Here is a 19,419-nt window from a genome sequence, read left to right as displayed (position 1 = left end):
ATTGATTTCCGACCAAAGCGTATCATACGAACGGTCAAAAAATTTCTGTTTATGGCAGTTGTCCATGATAATTATAAAACCGATACGCAAAACAATATCTATCAGAGACTCTTAAAAGAATTCAGAGTAAATAATCTAATTCAGGGATAAGTGCTCACCATTTCATGCCTGTGTGTTCTATAAGCATGCGGTATCTTCCAGCACAGTATTATTAGTACATTGCTTTCAAATCACTGTTTATCATGAGACTTATTGAAAAGCAGCTCGTCTGCTCCCATCAAATAGTAACTAGCTACTATCAGTTATGGAACTTTACTATGAATCATTCTCCTAATCACAATTCTGATGATCGTTTGCAAAAACAGACAAAAACTGCTGATAACAGTCATCATGAATCAGGTGGGGCTAGTTTTAATAATGAGGGGTTTAATGGTGAGCGTTCTGATTATAGTGTGTCTCAGCAACGACAAGATAATACGATGAGCGACAGTATGAATAACGATAATATGTATAATGACAAGCGCCGTTCTCTCACCACTTATAACCACATTACTTATTTTCTATACGTGATTAGCTATTTCACTGCTGGGTTATTGTGGATTGTGCCGATTGTGATGAACTATGCCAAGCGTCACGATGCAGATGGAACATGGCTGGCCACACATTTTGATTGGCAGATTAAGACTTTTTGGTACAGCATTGTTTTATTTGTCATTGGTATTATGATTATAACGTTTGCCTTGGGCGGCTTTGGTGTCAGCATGTTGGCTGATAGTGGTCATATCGCTATTGGCTCGTTACTGTTAGCCGCATTTGGTTTTTTAATTATGATATTTACCTTTGTCTGGCATCTATACCGTATCGTTCGTGGCTGGATAGCATTAACCGATGGGCGTCCTGTGCCTTGATAGGTAATTAATCGCTATCTATATAGGCTGTGGTTTTAATATAGAAATTTACCGCATGAAATTTTGCTCTTATTTCTGTTAAGCTGATATAATCGCAGCGCCTGATTTCATTCGCACTTTTTATTCACTCGTTCTTTTTAGCAGGGTCTGTCATTACTATGTCTTATGCCTTACTTCGTCCTTTTTTCTTTAAGATGGATCCCGAGCACGCCCACGAGATGACTTTGTCCTTATTGGATAAAGCTCATAAAGCGCGTGTTTTAGGTTTGGTGTACGGTCAGTCGATGCAGCCAACAGACTGTATGGGCTTACAGTTTTCTAATCCAGTAGGCTTAGCCGCAGGATTGGATAAGAACGGTGACTATATTGATGCCTTGGCTGAGTTAGGATTTGGTTTTATAGAAGTCGGAACGGTCACACCGAGGCCACAGGTAGGTAATGACAAGCCAAGATTGTTTAGAATAAAGCAAGCAGATGCCATTATCAATCGCATGGGTTTTAATAACCAAGGCGTCGATTATCTGATCGAAAATGTCAAGCGTTGCAAATACAAAGGCAATATTGGCATCAATATCGGTAAAAATGCTGATACACCAGTAGAGCAGGCAGCAGATGATTACGTCTATTGTTTAGAGCGTGCTTATCCACATGCCTCTTATATTACCGTCAATATCTCTTCGCCAAATACCAAAAATTTACGTGATCTACAAAGTGGTGAAGCACTAACTCAGCTTTTAGATACCATCAAAAATCGCCATAGCCAATTGGCAACCGAATATGGTTTTTATGTGCCATTGGTACTGAAAGTTGCTCCTGATTTAGAGCCTCTACAAGTAGACTATATCTCACAGCAGCTGATAGATTTTGAAATTGATGGTTTGATTGCGACCAATACGACTTTGAGCCGTGTCGGCGTAGAAGACTTACGTGATGGTGATCAAATGGGTGGCCTATCTGGTCGTCCAGTGAGCCATATTAGTACTCAGATTTTACAACAGTTCTCTGATCAGTTGGATGGTAAGGTCGCGCTGATCGGTGTCGGTGGTATCGATAGCGGTGCTAAAGCCGTTAAGAAGATTCAAGCTGGTGCAGACATGGTGCAGCTCTATACGGGGCTTATCTATCGTGGACCTGGATTGGTACAGTCTTGTATTCAGGCAATCGGTGGCTATTACGATGCCATGGAAAGCTAGACTGTCCATAAACCTATTACAAATTGAATGCTCAAAGATTAACCTTGTCATAAACATTTAAGTAAATACTTGATAAAAATACCATAGGGTATGAGGCATAGAAAATGAGTGGTCTGGATATTGTGATTGCTATCGTTGTCTTGGTTGGCTTGTGGCGCGGCTTTCAAGTAGGCTTGATTAAAACAGCCATTGGTTTGGTCGGTTGGTTGATTGCGCTAGTCGCTGCTACGCGTCTGGCGGGTGTTGTGTCGCCTCAATTAGCAGGTATCGTAGAAAACCCTGTCTTACAAATGGCAATGGCATTTCTATTAGTGGTGATCGTAATATTAGCCATCATGCACACAGTTGCGTTTGTATTTTCAGGGGTGCTCAAAACCTTACGTCTGGATATCGTTGATAAGATGGCAGGTGGCGTCCTTGGTGCAGCCAAAAACGTATTAATGGTCTTAGTGGTTCTGAGTGTCAGTGCGCCACTATTGGTACAGATGCCGCAATGGCAAACCTCAGTGCTAGCGCCAGAGCTAATGCCTTATGCACCGATGGGTAAAGCGTTGGTGTCAGATGTGCTTGGTATGGCTTGGGATCAAGTCAATCAATCATAAGCTAACTCGTCATATTTCTAAGTATTAACGCTATGATTTTTATCATGTCTTTTTTACCACTCAAGCTTTTATAGCATCAATAACATCGTATTCAACATTCATTCTTGAAAAAATAATTTTTGATAGCAGTTAAGGCTCATAAATCAGCATCAATTAATGATGGATGCTGATTTTTTGAAAACCAAAAAGATAAATGCTTGTTTAATGTTTCGTAAATATCATCAGGTCGACGGTGAGTGGCAGCACGCATTTTAGATAGCGTGCCGTCTAATTTTTTGCCGTTATTGTAGTACTAATGTATGGGTCAAAATAGGATATAGCTATTATGTGTGGAGTCATTGGAGTTGCAGCTCACGAACCAGTCAATCAGATACTTTATGACGGTTTGACGATGCTACAGCATCGCGGGCAAGATGCAGCAGGTATTGTCACTTTGCAAGATGGACGACTCTATCTACGTAAAGAGAATGGCATGGTACGTGACGTGTTTATGAATCGTCATATGATGAAACTGGTTGGTAAATTCGGTATCGGTCACGTTCGTTACCCAACGGCAGGCACGTCAAGCAGTGCCGAAGCTCAACCATTTTATGTCAACTCACCTTATGGTATTACCCTTGCGCATAATGGTAACTTGACCAATGCTGAGAGCTTGGCCAAGTCTTTGTACATCGAAGATCGCCGCCATCTTAATACTGATTCAGATTCTGAAGTACTCTTGAACGTACTGGCCCATGAAATGCAGAATTTGGGTAAAACCAAAGCAACGCCTGCTGATATATTTGAAGCAGTCACGGCTGTATATGGCCGTGTCGAAGGCGCTTATGGTGTTGTCGCACTTATTACTGGTCATGGTTTACTTGCCTTTCGTGACCCGAACGGTATCCGTCCGCTTATCTATGGTAAGCGTATGGCACCAAACGGTGGCACTGAGTATATGGTCGCTTCAGAGTCAGTCGCATTGACAGGATCTGGATTTACGATCATTCGTGATGTTAAACCAGGCGAAGCTATCTTTATTGATCTCGATCATAAAATACACACTCATCAGTGCGTAGAGCAAAAAGAATATACACCATGTATATTTGAGTATGTCTATTTTGCTCGTCCAGATTCAATCATGGACAATATCTCAGTTTATAAAGCCCGCTTACGTATGGGTGAAAAACTGGCAGATAAAATCATGGCTGAATGGGGCGAAGATCACGATATCGATGTGGTTATTCCTATTCCAGATACCTCGCGTACTTCCGCGATGGAGTTGGCACTTAAGATGAATGTTAAGTACCGTGAAGGGTTTATGAAAAACCGCTATATCGGTCGTACCTTCATCATGCCAGGTCAGCAGCAACGTAAAAAATCAGTTCGCCAAAAACTCAGCGCTGTGCCGTTAGAATTCAAAGGTAAAAACGTACTGTTGGTCGATGACTCTATCGTTCGCGGGACGACGTGTCATGAAATCATTCAAATGGCTCGAGACGCTGGTGCCAATAAGGTGTTTTTTGCGAGTGCTGCGCCACCGGTTAAGTATCCAAACGTATATGGTATCGATATGCCAGTACGTAGTGAGCTTATTGCTTCAGGTCACACAGTTGAAGAAGTGCGTGAAATCATTGGTGCTGATCGATTAATTTTCCAAGACTTGGATGACTTGATTGATGCAGTAAAAGATACCAAGCATAGTAAAGTTGAAGGTTTTGATTGTGCTGTATTCAATGGTTGCTACATCACTGGGCAAATCAATGAAGCGTATCTGGATCATCTACAAGAGCAGCGTAATGACACAGCTAAGACAGGTAAAAAAGGCGTGCAGATAGTGGCTGATACCCCCGTCGATATGATGGGTGTTGAAGAGCTTTAAGAAGCAGTTCTTCTTAGCTAGCTCTATACAGGACGCTTAGAAAAAGGCTGGATTCTATTAAGAATCCAGCCTTTTTTATGTTTGAAATATTGTTTAACGCTTTGTTTGGCACTAAATTCTAGCTAATGCTTTTAGCCTAGAAAGTTATTTAATACCCATAGCAAACCATTAATAGCGGCAATACCGACAATCATGCTGACTAATAATTGACGGCTGATATGGTAGACAAGTAAGACTAAAAGTAGGGCACCAATTTGTGCCATCAATAAGTGCAATTCAGCACTATTTAGAGTCGTGGTCGCAGACAGGTCTTGATAAGAGAGACTGGTCAAAATAAGCAACACCATAACGGATAGCGGTAAGCTCTCATTCAATCGATGCAACCAAGGTGTGTCTAATAGTTTTCTGGGTATTAAAGAAGGCAGGGCGCGCGTAATAAAGGTAACAGCGGCCATCGCAAAAGTCGCGAAAATAAGATAACTACTGGTCATCAGTTTCTCCTGCCATGTTGCTTTTTTCTTCCATGCCTCGCTGTACCCAAAATCCACGTGCTAAAATCAGCAACATACAAATGGTAATCGCAACCAATAGTAACCAGTTACTCGTAAATAACGAGGCTGCTGCTAGAGAGACTACGGCAATGCCAATTGGAAAGTAGCGCTTGATGCTTTGAAACTGCTCATAAGCCAAAATCGCAAACAAGCAAACCAAAGCGAAATCTAAATGAGGTACCAAGTCGCTGAGCGTACTGCCAATCATGATACCAATCGTACTGGCCAGTACCCACCAACTTTGGTTAAAGAGGCTGATTGGTAGTATCAGGGACTGTCGCGACTCATTGGGCAAGCTGGTCATGACTGAAAAAGTCTCGTCAGTCAGTGCAAACAGGCAATAGGTTTTGGCAAGTTTGTTCTTTGGTAGATATTGCAATAAAGGCATACCATAGAACACATGGCGCAAATTAATAGCTGCAATATTCGTCGCGATATTGCCAATCGGCAAACCAGCACTCAGCATGGGTAAACAAGCGTACTGTGCAGCGCCAGCATACAATACGATACTGAGCATAATGATAGCCCACACAGGGATACCAGCAACTTGCGCGAGCACACCAAAGGCAATACCTGCAGGTAAGTAGCCCATTGCCACGGGTAAGCTTTTTTTGAAGCCTTCAGCCCAGTCATAGCGCATCTTATATGGCTGATGCAATTCTTTTGAACGAGTAGTCACAGAATATCCTAATGGTCTTTGTGTCCAAATTATATTGAACCGACTATATTACAAACACTTTATAAAAATACGTTATTCAAAACCATGTAGTTAAGAGTGGTATTAAGGTTCAGGCTGTAGATTTTCGTAGCTGCCTGTTTGATGTGCGTGGTACAAGAAGCCACCTAAAATAATTAGCCTAAGCAATAATAAACACCACACACTCAACCAAATACCAGTCATGTCCCACTGCTGATAGAGAAGCCAGCTGAGTGGGAAAAATATAGCGGCGAGTATCAGAGCGGCATTACGGATTACATGACCAGCCGTTAAGCCAAAAAATATACCATCTAACCAATAGGCACCAACCCCGACGAGGGGTAGTAATACGGCATAAAGATGGTAATTATATGCCAACGTAAAAACCGTCTCGATGTTGGTCATGAACCCCAAATATGTTGGCATTGCAAGCCACCATATAGCACTCAAGGCGATAGCAAGTCCGTAGCTGACAATACCTGTACGTTTGATAATAATGCGAAAACGTGGCCAATCTCGGCGTCCAGCCGCTTGACCACTTAACGTCTCAGCAGATACCGCAACACCATCAAGGGCAAAGGCTGAGATGCTCAGAACTTGGAGTAAAATAGCATTGGCTGCTAGTATGACATCACCGCTTTGAGCAGAGAGACGAGTAATCCAAGCAAAACTCAAAGTTAAGATAAGCGTACGAATAAAAATGTCTTTATTTAATGAGAACAGCCTAAGTATTCGCTCTTTAGTAAAATATTGCTTATCGGCAGTAAATAAAGCCCGCCAAGATATTTGCAGATGATGACGACTTAACCACAGTGCTAATAATACCCCAAACCAAAAGGCAATGGTCGTACCTAGTGCCACACCAACCAAGCCCATTTTCATCGTAAAGACAAAAAACAAGGTTAAGACGATATTGAGTATGGCAATAAAACCTTGTTGATATAGCATATAGCGAGTTTTACCTTGCCCTGCAAACCAACCGATAAATGCAAAGTTCATCAGCTCAGCAATCACGCCCCAAAACCTAACATCTAAGTAAGTCTGTGCAGCACGTCCACTATTTGGATTGGCTGATAGCGCCTGTAAACCAAAATCTATCAACCATGGTTTTGCCAATAGCAAGATAGCACCGATACCACATGCCAGTAGCAAAGCACGTTGCAAGATAGACAGTAGAGGTGAAGGGGCCGTATTAACTGACGTTGCCGTACCATCTGTAGCATTGGTGGTATGATTGGCCAGTTGTCCCATTGCTTGTGCTGACAGTCCGGACGATGCGTATTGTAAGAAGTTAAAACTGACGAGCAATAACGACAATAACTGTATCGCGAGTCCCATACCAGCCAGTTTAGCCGTATCATTCATATTACCGACGATCGCTGTATCAATAACGCTTTGTAGAGGCATGGCAAGATTGGCCAATAATACTGGCAAAGCTATGGCAATAATACGCGTATAACGGGTATCGATGGGCGGCATTGGACTAGATATGGGAGTAGTCATTTTTGGCTCGTTTATACTTAAAACCCAACAAGGATTGAGCGTAGCATATGTGCTATTTATGACAAACACAGCTACAAAGACAAAAGCACCTAGACTCATTATTCATGAGTCAGGTGCTTTGATTTAAACGTTACTACTGTTATTTATGGCAGACTTTATAGTCAAATTTATATAAATTAAATAGGGTCTGTTGAACATTCAAACATTAGGGCTGCTGATCGCTAAAAATGCACCAAACTAGGCGAAAATTGACGATAATGTCGAGACCTTAGCTAGGTTTTCAACAACGTTTGGGGTGGTTTTAGCATCAGCCTTTCAGGGCAGTACTCTTTTTTGCCAATATATGGCGAAATTGTTTAACCTAGAATGACTAGGCATCAAAAATTTCACTGCATATTGTCTAAAAAATAGTGACTGCCAGCACCACGTTTGAATGTTCAACAGACCCTAATACCATTAAACACTTATTCAAACATTTTTGGATCGTTAAAAGTAACAATTTCTTCTTCAAACTCTGGTTTTACTTTTACAATAAAGTCATCACGAGATAGACCCATACGTAACGGAATCGAACTTGCGATATAAGTTGATGAATAAGTACCAGCAATTAGACCGATGAAGAGGGCAACTGAGAACCAGTATAGACCATCACCACCTAAGAACAGCATTGCTAATACCACTAACAATACCGTTGAGATGGTCATAATCGTACGGCGCAGCGTCTCTGTCAAAGACAAGTCGATAGTCTGACGCGGCGTGATACCACGAACGCGACGGAAGTTCTCACGGATACGGTCATAGACAACGATCGTATCGTTCAATGAGTAACCAATCAAGGCCAAAATAGCTGCCAACACAGTTAAGTCGAATGGAAAGCCAAATAAGGCAAATACACCAATAGTGACAACCGCATCATGAAACAGCGACATGACTGCACCAAGGGATAATTTGAATTGGAAACGCAGGGCAACATAGCCAAGCATACAGGCTAGTGCTAGCGCTAACGACATCACTGAGTTTAAGTAGACTTCACTACCGACTTGACTACCGATAATATTGACGTTACTGATTTCAACATTATTATCAGCTAAGGTCAATGCTTTGGTCAGACTGGTATTGAGTCCATCAACATTATCAGACTGAGGTGGTAGGCGAATCAGTAGCTCTTGTGATGTTCCTAGGTACTGTACGACAGCATCATCAAAACCATTGTCTGACAAGGCATTGACAACATCAACTTGTTCAACAGACTGCTCATAACGCACATCTGCTGAGACACCACCCGTGAAATCAAGTCCCAAATTCAGACCGTTTACGGCGATAGCAATGATACTACCAATAACCATCAATAAAGATAAAATGGCCATGGGCTTTTCTATCTTCATAAAAGGAATGATACGCTGGTTGCCAATGGCTTTGATACCACCTTCAGCTTGTGCCGCCGCATCATCTGCCGCATCACCTGTTGCTAGATTAGGATCAGTTGCTTGAGTGGCCAGTGCTTGACTGTCTTTACCAGCACCCTTACCACTGCGACGAGCTTTACTGTTACTCGGCTGCGCTGTGACAGGGTTGTTGGTTTTAGTATTGCTACCTTTGCCATCACGGCGTGGTTTGTTACGGCGGCGCGTGCTTGCATTGTTTCCATCGCCATTTGAGCCGCCTGAACCATTTCGATCTGGACTATTCTGCTGTTCTAGAGGATGTTTATTCTCGATAGCCATAATGTTCTCCTAACCGATGCTCAGACGTTTGATGGATTTACGCTTGCCATAAGCAACTTGTACCAGCGCACGTGTGACCAGAATAGCCGTAAACAGTGAGCTGATAATACCAATAGCTAGCGTGATCGCAAAGCCTTTAATCGGACCAGTACCAATCGCAAATAAGATAAATGCGACCAATAAAGTTGTAATGTTGGCATCGAAAATACTACTAAAAGCTCGGTCAAAACCTGCCACGATAGCGGACTTCGGCCTTACTCCATTAGCAATCTCTTCACGTATTCGCTCAAAGATTAGTACGTTTGCATCAACTGCCATACCGATGGTCAAAACAATACCAGCGATACCGGGTAGGGTAAGCGATGAGCCTAGGATTGACATGATAGAGATGATGATAATCACGTTGACTGCTAGTGCTACGTTAGCGATGACACCAAACAGACGATAGAAGATAATCATAAACGCAAAGACTAGTAGATAGCCGACCTGCGTAGAGAATAGACCTTTTTCAATGTTCTCTTGACCCAGTGAAGGACCAATGGTGCGCTCTTCTACAAAGTACATCGGTGCCGCAAGTGCTCCTGAACGCAGTAATAGTGCAAGCTCAGCGGCTTCAGCACTGCTGTCTAGCCCAGTAATACGGAAAGAGGAGCCTAGAACGGCTTGAATGTTAGCACGGTTAATGACCTTGGTTTCAGCATAAGGCGTACGTATTTCTTCAGTCTCGCCAGTTACTGGGTCTTCTTCGTAAGTGATTCTTTGTTTGTTTTCAATGAACAATACAGCCATCTGTTTACCAACAGCCGTACGTGTGGCGTTCTGCATGAGCTTGCCGCCAGCACTGTCCAAGGTAATACTTACTTCAGGTAGACCGCTTTCATCCAAGCCAGTTTGAGCATTGGTTACTTTATCACCGCTGACAATCGCTTGACGTTCAAGCAGTACAGGCGAGCCATCTAGTGTTTCAAACGGGAACGCTTCGGTGCCCGCTGGAGGAATACCACCTGTATAGTTGTCGGCATCTTCTGCGACCATACGGAATTCAAGGTTTGCAGTACGTCCAAGGACACGTTTTGCTTCTGCAGTATCCTGTACACCTGGCAATTCTACGACGATACGATTGGCACCTTGTGATTGCACTAGGGCTTCAGTAACGCCCAGTTCAGCAATACGGTTGCGTAGCGTCGTCAAGTTTTGATTGACGGCATAGCTATTGATTTCGTCAAGTGTCGCATCGTTATACGATAAGAGTAATGCAGGACCTTGATCGTCAATAGAAGACTGCAAGCTAAACGTGGTGCCCATCGATCCTTGTAGGATGTTTTGTGCACGATTGCGAGTGTCTGTATCAGCGAAATGTAGTACCACGCTTTGATCTTCGGTCTTGATACCTTTGACTGCAATGCGTTCAGCACGTAGCTCGCGACGCATGTCGCTACTAGCACCGGTCAGACGCTGCTCAAGTGCTTTGTCCATATCGACTTCGAGTACAAAGCGCACACCACCACGTAAATCAAGACCAAGCTTCATCGGTTTTGCGCCGATGTCACGTAGCCACTGCGGTGTTGTCTGTGCTAAGTTTAGAGCGACCACATAGTTTTCGCCCAAATTTTGACGTAGCACTTCTTGCGCCTTTAGCTGATCGACTGAATTATCAAGACGAACCAGTGCACTATTGCCTTCAAATGTGCCGTCATGGTTATCCAAACCGGCATCTTTGAGTAAGCTTTGCGACTGCGTTAATATCTCTTCAGACAGCTGTGTACCTGCAGCAGCACTCGTAATCTGCACAGCGGGCTCGTCAGGATAGAGGTTAGGGGCAGCATATAGACCGGCAATGAGTATCACGACGGTAATAAGTAAGTATTTCCAAGCGGGATATTGCATAATCACTTCTTTAAGTTGATAAACAACTGGCGACGTAGGCCACAAGTTAGCAGATGGGAAGTTAGCGATAGCAAAGGTCTAATGCTGCGTATAAAAGCCATCATCATGTACCGTTGCGATCATCCGCGGTGATAGTAAAACAAAAAATAAAAACAACCTACTCAATAAGAGTAAATATAGACTATCTTGCAGTCTACAAGACCGCTTTGTCTCATTTCTTTATAGCGAAAAATGACCGTAAATAATATACGGTCATTTTTAGTCGTGACATCTACTGATGATACGACCATCAAACAATCATTCATTCATAGAAATGATTGATGATTAAATGCTTTCGATAGTGCCAGCAGGCAATACTGAGATAACAGAAGCACGTTGTACTTTGATATCAGTATTATTATTTAAGCTAACCACTGCATAGTCGCCTTCTAGGTTTTTGATGCGACCCATTAAGCCACCAGCAAAAATGATTTCACTACCAACGCTCAAAGCATTGACCATGGCACGATGCTCTTTGGTACGCTTAGACTGCGGGCGAATAACCAAGAAGTAAAAAATCGCAAAAAAAGCAACAGGCAGTAGAATCTGACCAAATAGTGACGCAGCACCTGCAGTTTCGGCAGCATGAGCAGCTTGAATAAATAAGAACATAGTTTCTCTCAGTAAGTCATGGATAATAATAAAATTAAACGCATAGTAACAAAAAATCCCAGACTTGGTAACTGTTAATCATAGCCTGAGTACGTTTTTCTTAAGGTAATCGTCAAGCCAGCGGTCATTACTTCTAGTGGCCGTATTTTTGATAACAGTATTTCTGACGACAGTATTTCTAATGCAACGCATAAGTTATTTCTGTTGTAATACGATAAGTGATGACAAAGTGCTGCGATTATAGCAAATTTCAGATATTTAGTGGATATTAGGCAATCGTAGCGTAATACAAGGTATCAAAAAGCAAAGACTTAAAAAAAGCGACTTATTGTGAAATATCAGCATCAGTGCTACTATCAAATGGCAATAATTGGCTGTGTTTAGCCCACTATTTATTGGAATGTCATTAAGCCTAACAGACAGTGTGAAGTTAGCTTTAAAGAGCTATCTAGAAAGTATTGGCAGATACCGTTATGTATTTTTATTTTGGTGCTGTTATTTGCTCTCTATATCTGTTGCTGTTTGCTTAAAATTCCTTTTTCTCTTTTCTGTTTAGGTTACCCAACTTGTTCACCACTTTTATGTTTGTACCTCGTTTATGTCGTCCGCGCGCTTTTAAAGAAGCGTCAGCCAAACCTCCTCCGACGCTGCACTATTTTAAGCGTCTTAGAAGCATGAAGCCTATTTTTGGGCTACTAGCGTTACTCGCAATGCTACTACCTTATCCGGCATTTGCTGCTGATGCTTCAGCAGATCCCACAGCGATCAATATTCTGTTATTGATATTCTTTGTGGTTGTGGCCATCGGTATCTCGTTTGTTTGCTCCTTAGCAGAATCCGCATTACTAAGCATGACACCGTCCTACATCGCTGACGTTCAAGAAACTAACCCAAAAAAAGCAAATATGCTCAGACGGTTAAAGGTTGATAATATTGACCAGTCGTTGGCAGCTATTTTGACATTGAATACCGTCGCTCATACATTGGGTTCTATCGGTGCTGGTGCTCAGGCAACGATTGTCTTTGGTAGTGCATGGTTTGGTCTATTCTCTGCCATTATGACATTGGCTATTTTATTCTTATCTGAGATTATTCCAAAGACACTAGGTACAGTCTACTGGCGTCAGTTGAGTGGCATTGTCGCTTATTTTGTCCGTGGTATTATTCTGCTGTTGTACCCACTCATTTGGGTATCAGAGCGTTTGACAAAACTACTGGTGCGTGGCAAAGAACCTCAAGCATTTAGTCGTCGTGAGTTTGCAGCACTTGCGAGTATCGGTGAAGAGTCAGGACAAATTGATCCTTTAGAGTCGCGGATCATTCGTAACTTACTGGCATTTGGCGCCATTAAAGTTGAAGATATTATGACGCCGCGTTCGGTAATGCTCGCGTTTGAGGAAAATAAAACAGTCGCCGAATTATTGGTTGATCGCCCAAAGCTGACGTTTTCACGATTACCAATTTATGATGGTGACTTGGACAATGTTACTGGTTTTGTATTAAAAACAGATATGTTGTTAGCAAAAGTGAATCACGCTGTAGATAAGCCATTGACTCAGTTCAAACGTGAAATCACTTTTGTATTTTCCAAAATGAAACTGTTTGATTTATTAGAGCTCATGCTAAAGAACCGCATCCATATCGCGATTACTGTCGGTGAATATGGCGAGGTCAAAGGTCTGGTTACTTTAGAAGACGTGTTTGAGACTTTATTGGGTCTAGAGATTGTTGATGAGATAGATCGCGTTGAAGACATGCAGGCACTGGCTCGACAAATGATGGACAGACGAGTAGAGCGTCTGGGTATGAAGCTCAGTGATGATGAGCGCTATGATAATAATAGTGCAGACACCAGGCTTTAAAATAGCACCGTCAGACTTGGTGTCGATTGACAGGTAGTGGTTTGAAGCTGAAGCGAAGGTTGAGTTATAGTTCGAAAGAGATGACTCAGTCTTCGCTGATGCGTACTTATTATAAGATCATGATATTACTCGTACTTTAAAGGTGATGAATATGCCTGTTTTGACATTCGCAATAATTACACAGGGTGTCACATAGCTGTGAGAATTAAATGATAGGCTCACTCTATGATACAACAACGCTGTCACGACTATTAAATATATGGTTATGATAAAGACAGTTACTGAAAGGTATCACTAGCTAGCTGAAGATTATTACTGTATAAAAAGTATCACTATTTGAGAAGTCTCATTAGCTAAGAAGTATCGCTATTGAACCAAAGCATGAGAGCCAACAGCATTCGCTTAGTTTATGATTACATAACTAGGTAATATGTTGAATCAAATGATAGAAACACGTTAGTCGTCAATATATGACAACAACGGAAACTGTATTGCTAAGGATTATCATGAAACGATTATGGGGAAAAGGGCTTTTGGCGTTGTTAATCAAAGGCGCAGGCGTGGCTGCTGTAGTGGCTATTGCAAGTACCGTAAGTATCAGTGCGCAAGCGGCGCCCATGACCGAAGCGTTGGTGCAGAACTATGCCTCAGCAATGAAGTCATCAGCAAATAGCCGAAATGTCAGTCAGGTTGCTCGTCTCGTCTCTGATGATGCGCTGATTTCGTTGTCTAGAAAGGGTAAGTCTACTAGCTTGGACAAAGATGCTTATTTGAAACTGCTACAAAATAGCTGGAATGACACCTCTAACTATCGCTATGACATCTCTGTAGACAACATTGTCATTACGGGCGAGCAGGCCAAAGCCAATGTCACCACTAATGAAAGTTGGGTAAAAGACGGTCAAACGGTCTCGTTCGTCACCACATCTAGAGTGACTTTGGCGCTATCAACTGGCAATGCAGTGTTGCTGCGTGCGGTATCACAAATAACGATTAACTAGCCAGCTTATTAGGGCGTGTCCTCAATTTAATCGATAGTAATCTAAATGGGTTGAAAATGGCTAAATCTTGCCAAACGGTGTCAAATAGCTAACTAATATCTCGATATTACTTGTGCTATTTTCCTTGTTTGACTGCAATTTATCTCATTTTTATCACCATTTTTAAAATGAGGACACACCCTAGAGCGTGTTCTAAAATTAAGGACATGCTCTAGCGATTCAGCATTGATTACACGCTATATGAACCATTCAGTCATTAACACCAATTTGGTATTGAACGGGTTTATTTAGAAATCTGATTTATTCAAAAAGCTGCTTCATTCAAAAACACAGTTACTATCTACTAAAAAGACAACCATTATCTATTGAAGCCTGCTAATTCTGTACGATGTTGGTTGTTTGCATGATTGTCTGCATGGACGGAATAATCTGGCGTCTTAGTAGACCAATCTAGATGTCGACTCAACTTATGACTATTATCTTTTTATATTAACTGGTCTTTGCTTTATATTGCATATTATACTATCAAGCAATTCTATCTCATCACTTCTTGTCGTTAGGAAACTCTTAATATCATGTCTACTGTGCTATCAACCTCTCGCTCATTTATTGCGTTGCCATTAACGCTTGCCGTCTCGACTTTGCTTATCAGTGCGTGTAGCAATACGTCGACGGTAAAAAACAATGGTGCGACCAATAGCTCATCGGTTATTACTAAGCCTGCCGCCAATCAGACTGCTGCCACGAGTACTGATTACTCAACTGCGTATTTGGATGCAGATAGCTTAGACGAATTGGCAGACTTATTAGAAGCCTCTGACATGACAATGGTAGAAGGCAATCAGCTTGCTATTCAGCAATATGGTGATTTGTGGAATCGCTTGCGTGCTGGTTATCGTATGAATGGTGGCCAACCGATTTATAATCAGCGTATTGAAGGACAAAAAAGCTGGTTTACCAGTAGACAAGATTATTTAAACCGCTTAACTGCGCGTGCCAGTCGTTATATTTATCATACGGTGAGAGAGGCTGAGCGCCGCAATATTCCAACTGAGCTTGCATTATTACCAGTCATCGAAAGCTCCTACGATCCAAGCGGTACTAGTAGTGCAGCGGCTGCAGGCTTGTGGCAGTTCATTCCAAGTACGGGTCGTATTTATGGTCTGAACCAAAGCAGTACTTATGATGGCCGCCGTGATGTTATCGAATCGACTCGTGCTGCTTATGATTTCTTAACCGCGCTACATAACCAGTTTGGCAGTTGGGAATTGGCATTGGCCGCCTATAACGCTGGCCCTGGTCGTATTCAAAAAGCCATTGATGCCAATAGAGCTCAAGGTTTACCTACGGACTACTGGTCGCTTAGACTGCCTACTGAAACGATGAACTATGTGCCACGATTCTTGGCAGTGGCCGAAATCGTCGCTAAGCCTGAACAGTATGGCGTATACCTGCCAGCCATTGCTAACCGTCAGCATTTCCGTAGTGTGCCAGTAAATTATGGTGTCAGCTTATCTGAAGTAGCGCAATTGACAGGTGTGACTTACGACGAGCTAGAAAAGTTGAATACAGCACTTACCTCTGGACGAGTTGATTCTTCAGGTCCGCAGCGCGTTATCATTCCTAATGATGTCAGCCTAACGACTGATGCCAAATTGAGCACATTAAGAGGCAACGGTACCGGCAACGTACTGGCCGCAGTAAATACGCCAAGTACGACGACTACTACGCCAAGCTATAACAATAAGCCGTATAGTGGTACTTCATTGCCATCTACCGGCAGTGCGTTGGCTGATTATGCGGCTAGTGCGAGTGTGCCACAGCAGACAACCAGTTATATCTCGCCGTCAGTCACACCAACCAGTAGCTCTTCATATGGTAATACGCCATCACGTACTGAGCCACCATTAAGTGCCGCAGAGACCAATAAAATCAATGCTGAGCTTAAGAGCAGCAACAGTCTGCCAACTACCTCTGCGCAGATTACGCAAAACAATACGATTGTCCAAGAGCCACCGCTAAGCAATGCAGAGCGTGATTTTATTGCCAATCAAATCCGTAGTAGCACATCGGAAACCAACGTCATCAATGCTGATGGCAATATCAATCTATCAGCAGTTCAAACGCAGCAATCGATTCTAGAAGCCAGTGGTACAGAGAAAAAGCTGAGTTTTGCACAGACGTCGGCAAGTAAACCAAAACCACAAGGCACGCGTACCACTTATACCGTCAAACGTGGTGATACCTTATCTAACATTGCCAGTCGTGCTGGTGTGAGCTGGCGTGATATTGCAGAATGGAACCAAATAGATGCTAGCGCTAGTTTACTATCGGGTAGCACTTTGTATCTATACAATGCAAAAAGCATCGAGCCAATAAGCAGTGCGAGCAGTACAGAAGATAGCCAACCAGAGAGTTACACAGTACAAAGTGGTGATACGCTGATTGGTACGGCCAATCGCTTTGGTTTATCAGTCACTCAACTAGCAACTTATAACAACCTGAGCAGCCGTTCTGATCTGCGTAGAGGCCAAAAGCTATGGCTGATACCAGGTAAAGTGACTGCGCCTGCAACCACATCTGCAGCGCCTTCTACCAAACCGACCAAATCAAGCACTGCGACTAAAAACTATAAAGTAAAAGCAGGCGATGGCCTGATTGCATTGTCGCGTCAATTCAATGTATCTACTGATACCTTAGCCAGTCTTAATGGTATCAGTACCACAAGCTCATTGTATGTTGGTCAGACACTTAAAGTACCAGCGAGCGTTGACTTTAGCTCGGCGTCTACTAGCACTAGCAGCAGCGCTAGTAGCCAAAGCAGTTCAAGCTCAGTGGCAACCACTAACTATAAAGTTAAATCTGGTGAAACCTTAATTGGGATTGCCAATGACCTTGGCGTTAGTGCAGCGGAGCTTGCTGCAGTAAACAGTAACTTCGATGCAAAAGCTCGTTTACAACGCGGTCAAACCATCAAAGTACCAGCTTCTAAAGAACTGGTCGATCGTCAGTTAAACGATAAAGCTGTCAGCTATAAAGTAAAATCCGGTGATACCTTGACAGGTGTGGCCAAACGTTACAATATTGGCTTAAGTGATTTGGCATCAGCGAACAAATTGAACACCAACTCTAATCTCATACTTGGTCGTACTATTACCATTCCTGCCAGTGGCAGTGTCGCCAGTGCGTCTTCTAGTAATCAAAGCAGTAGCGTTACGAGTAGTAGCACTAGCACCGCGAGCAGCAGTGGTAAGACGTTGAGCAACACGGAAAGCTATAAAGTAAAATCAGGTGATGGTCTGATTGCCTTGGCTCGTCAATTTGGTGTTTCGGTAGAAGACTTGGCTGCGACCAACAGTCTGGCGACCAACGCACAGTTACAACGTGGACAGACACTCAAAGTACCAAAAGCCACAGTGAGCTATACGGTTGGGTCAGGAGATAGCTTGATTGGCTTAGCACGCAAATATGGCGTATCTACGCAGGAGTTGGCGGATATGAACGATATCGCAGCAGATACCATGCTACAGCGTGGTCAGCGTTTGACAGTGCCTAATCGCTAAGCAATAGCTTATTACTAAAAATAAGCACAAGCATCTTGAAAGTGTGTCGCTTGAAAGCAGGTTGCTTGAAAGTAGATGGTTAGTCACAAAAAAGCTGCTCTTATAATAAGAGCAGCTTTTTTATTGCAAGGTTTATATGGCTATCTGAGCTGACAAAGACAATTAGACAGTTTGCGTCTTAATCGTCTCAAGGTAGCTTCTGATATTACTCACATAATGCATCGCTTGACCGTAGCGGCTATTAGACGCTCTGTTTTCAGCGAGGTATGCATAGACATTGGCCCAACTTTTATCATTAACACCTTGCGCTTGTAAGGTGCGCTGAATACTTTTTACCGCATTGGGTCCCATGTTGTAGCCTGCCAGCGCAAACCAAATTCGATCCGATTTTGGTACATCGGCGAAGTCATCTTTCATTTGCTCTAGATAACGTGCGCCGCCACCGATACTTTGGTATGGATCAACACGATCTGATACACCCATTGCTTTGGCCGTGTTATTGGTCAGCATCATGAGGCCACGTACACCGGTTGGTGACACTGCATCCGCATCTAGATGTGACTCTTGATAGCCCATGGCTACCAACAGCTCCCAATCATGATTATAGTTGCGTGCTTGCTCTTCAAACGAAGACTGGTAGTCTGGTAACTTCTCAGTTAGCGTCTTTTGGAAATGATCCTGACTATAGGCGTCTTTTAGCAAGTTTTGATTGTAAAAGGCCGCAAGCTTTTGCGTATTTTGCAGCTTAATACTGTCACATAAGAAGTAACTGGCTTTTTCTGATAGCGGGTCATTAGACGAGTTAAACGTCCAGCTGACCTTTGGGTGTAAGCCGTTTTTAGTCAAGCTGGCATCATAACCACAGCTCACGTTAATCGATGACAGATTAAAGCTGCTTTTTAGCTTAGTGCTGGCGGTTGTCAGCGCCATGTCTGCTTCGCCTGATCTTAGCGCTTTTAATGCCGCTTCTTCGTTGGCGTAAGCTTTTAGATTGACATCGACGCCCAGCTCGTCAGCATAGGTACGTACCAGATCAAAGCCGAAGCCATGTTGAAAGCCATCGGTTGCAAAATAAGTGCTGTCGCCTGGGACAGCAGCAATGGTTAAAGTGTTCTGTAGCATGACATTGTCATAGGCTGGCACTGGCGAACCCATGATAGTCAAACTCTCAGCAGGTAAAGAGAGAAGGGCAATACTAGACAACTGCACCAATTTTTTTGTTTTGGCAAAATGGGCCGATGTCATTGGGGTAACGGATGAAACGATGTTACTTTTAGTGTTTAGTAGGCGTTTAGATGGACGCAGTAAATAAGAAATACGGCGTTTGGCCCCTTGCGCAGATACTTTTACACGATAAGTAATACGCTGCATGGATGTCTCCTGATTTTAGCCATCCTGCTTACCGTAAAACGTTCA

At 42.9% G+C, this 19,419-nt stretch carries 14 protein-coding genes; 7 read left to right on the top strand and 7 right to left on the bottom strand.

Going from position 1 to position 19,419, the window contains the following annotated elements; genetic code table 11:
* Positions 1–317: 317 nt before the first annotated feature.
* From DFP82_RS06915 to purF, 4 genes are all read left to right on the top strand, one after another.
* The gene (locus DFP82_RS06915) at positions 318–908 is read left to right on the top strand and encodes a DUF4870 family protein (protein ID WP_245905662.1); all 591 of its coding nucleotides are present in this window, start codon (positions 318–320) and stop codon (positions 906–908) included.
* A 158-nt stretch (positions 909–1,066) separates the two neighbouring features.
* Entirely contained in the window at positions 1,067–2,101 is a 1,035-nt protein-coding gene (locus tag DFP82_RS06910) for a quinone-dependent dihydroorotate dehydrogenase (RefSeq protein ID WP_110922999.1), read from the top strand.
* Between the two features lie 104 nt (positions 2,102–2,205).
* Positions 2,206–2,703: a CvpA family protein gene (locus DFP82_RS06905; protein ID WP_110922998.1), complete on the top strand. Its 498-nt coding sequence runs from the start codon at positions 2,206–2,208 to the stop codon at positions 2,701–2,703.
* A gap of 325 nt (positions 2,704–3,028) precedes the next feature.
* Entirely contained in the window at positions 3,029–4,564 is a 1,536-nt protein-coding gene (gene purF, locus DFP82_RS06900; protein WP_110922997.1) for an amidophosphoribosyltransferase, read from the top strand.
* A 131-nt stretch (positions 4,565–4,695) separates the two neighbouring features.
* On the opposite strand, the gene DFP82_RS06895 is transcribed toward purF, so the two are convergent.
* The 6 genes from DFP82_RS06895 to yajC form a co-directional block, all read right to left on the bottom strand.
* Positions 4,696–5,055 carry an AzlD domain-containing protein gene (locus DFP82_RS06895; protein WP_110922996.1) on the bottom strand — a complete coding sequence of 120 codons (360 nt, stop codon included), beginning with the start codon at positions 5,053–5,055 and terminating at the stop codon, positions 4,696–4,698.
* The gene (locus DFP82_RS06890) at positions 5,045–5,794 is read right to left on the bottom strand and encodes an AzlC family ABC transporter permease (protein WP_425450594.1); all 750 of its coding nucleotides are present in this window, start codon (positions 5,792–5,794) and stop codon (positions 5,045–5,047) included. The genes DFP82_RS06895 and DFP82_RS06890 overlap by 11 nt, the downstream gene beginning before the upstream one ends.
* Before the next feature lie 102 nt (positions 5,795–5,896).
* Positions 5,897–7,315 carry an MATE family efflux transporter gene (locus tag DFP82_RS06885; RefSeq protein WP_110922995.1) on the bottom strand — a complete coding sequence of 473 codons (1,419 nt, stop codon included), beginning with the start codon at positions 7,313–7,315 and terminating at the stop codon, positions 5,897–5,899.
* A 464-nt stretch (positions 7,316–7,779) separates the two neighbouring features.
* A complete protein-coding gene (gene secF, locus DFP82_RS06880; protein ID WP_110922994.1) occupies positions 7,780–9,039 on the bottom strand; it encodes a protein translocase subunit SecF in 1,260 nt (419 codons plus the stop codon).
* A 9-nt stretch (positions 9,040–9,048) separates the two neighbouring features.
* Positions 9,049–10,926 (bottom strand): protein translocase subunit SecD, encoded by a 1,878-nt coding sequence (gene secD / locus DFP82_RS06875; RefSeq protein WP_110922993.1) that lies wholly within the window; start codon positions 10,924–10,926, stop codon positions 9,049–9,051.
* Between the two features lie 324 nt (positions 10,927–11,250).
* Complete coding sequence (gene yajC / locus DFP82_RS06870; RefSeq protein WP_110922992.1) at positions 11,251–11,577, bottom strand: preprotein translocase subunit YajC; 327 nt, start codon at positions 11,575–11,577, stop codon at positions 11,251–11,253.
* Between the two features lie 710 nt (positions 11,578–12,287).
* Between yajC and DFP82_RS06865 the strand changes: the two genes are divergently transcribed.
* The 3 genes from DFP82_RS06865 to DFP82_RS06855 all read left to right on the top strand — a co-directional run bounded on the left by DFP82_RS06865 (position 12,288) and on the right by DFP82_RS06855 (position 18,003).
* Positions 12,288–13,439, top strand: coding sequence for a hemolysin family protein (locus DFP82_RS06865; RefSeq protein WP_425450599.1), 1,152 nt, complete (start codon positions 12,288–12,290; stop codon positions 13,437–13,439).
* Between the two features lie 506 nt (positions 13,440–13,945).
* Complete coding sequence (locus DFP82_RS06860; protein ID WP_110922990.1) at positions 13,946–14,440, top strand: nuclear transport factor 2 family protein; 495 nt, start codon at positions 13,946–13,948, stop codon at positions 14,438–14,440.
* A 575-nt stretch (positions 14,441–15,015) separates the two neighbouring features.
* Positions 15,016–18,003, top strand: coding sequence for a LysM peptidoglycan-binding domain-containing protein (locus DFP82_RS06855; protein ID WP_110922989.1), 2,988 nt, complete (start codon positions 15,016–15,018; stop codon positions 18,001–18,003).
* 162 nt (positions 18,004–18,165) lie between these two features.
* Here DFP82_RS06855 and DFP82_RS06850 read toward each other — a convergent pair whose 3' ends face one another.
* The gene (locus DFP82_RS06850; RefSeq protein WP_110922988.1) at positions 18,166–19,374 is read right to left on the bottom strand and encodes a transglycosylase SLT domain-containing protein; all 1,209 of its coding nucleotides are present in this window, start codon (positions 19,372–19,374) and stop codon (positions 18,166–18,168) included.
* Between the last annotated feature and the right edge of the window lie 45 nt (positions 19,375–19,419).

Source organism: Psychrobacter fozii (genome assembly GCF_003217155.1).
In the GTDB taxonomy this organism is placed as follows: domain Bacteria; phylum Pseudomonadota; class Gammaproteobacteria; order Pseudomonadales; family Moraxellaceae; genus Psychrobacter; species Psychrobacter fozii.
The sequence above is the reverse complement of the archived record's forward strand: the minus strand, read 5'-3'. Positions and strand labels throughout refer to the sequence as shown.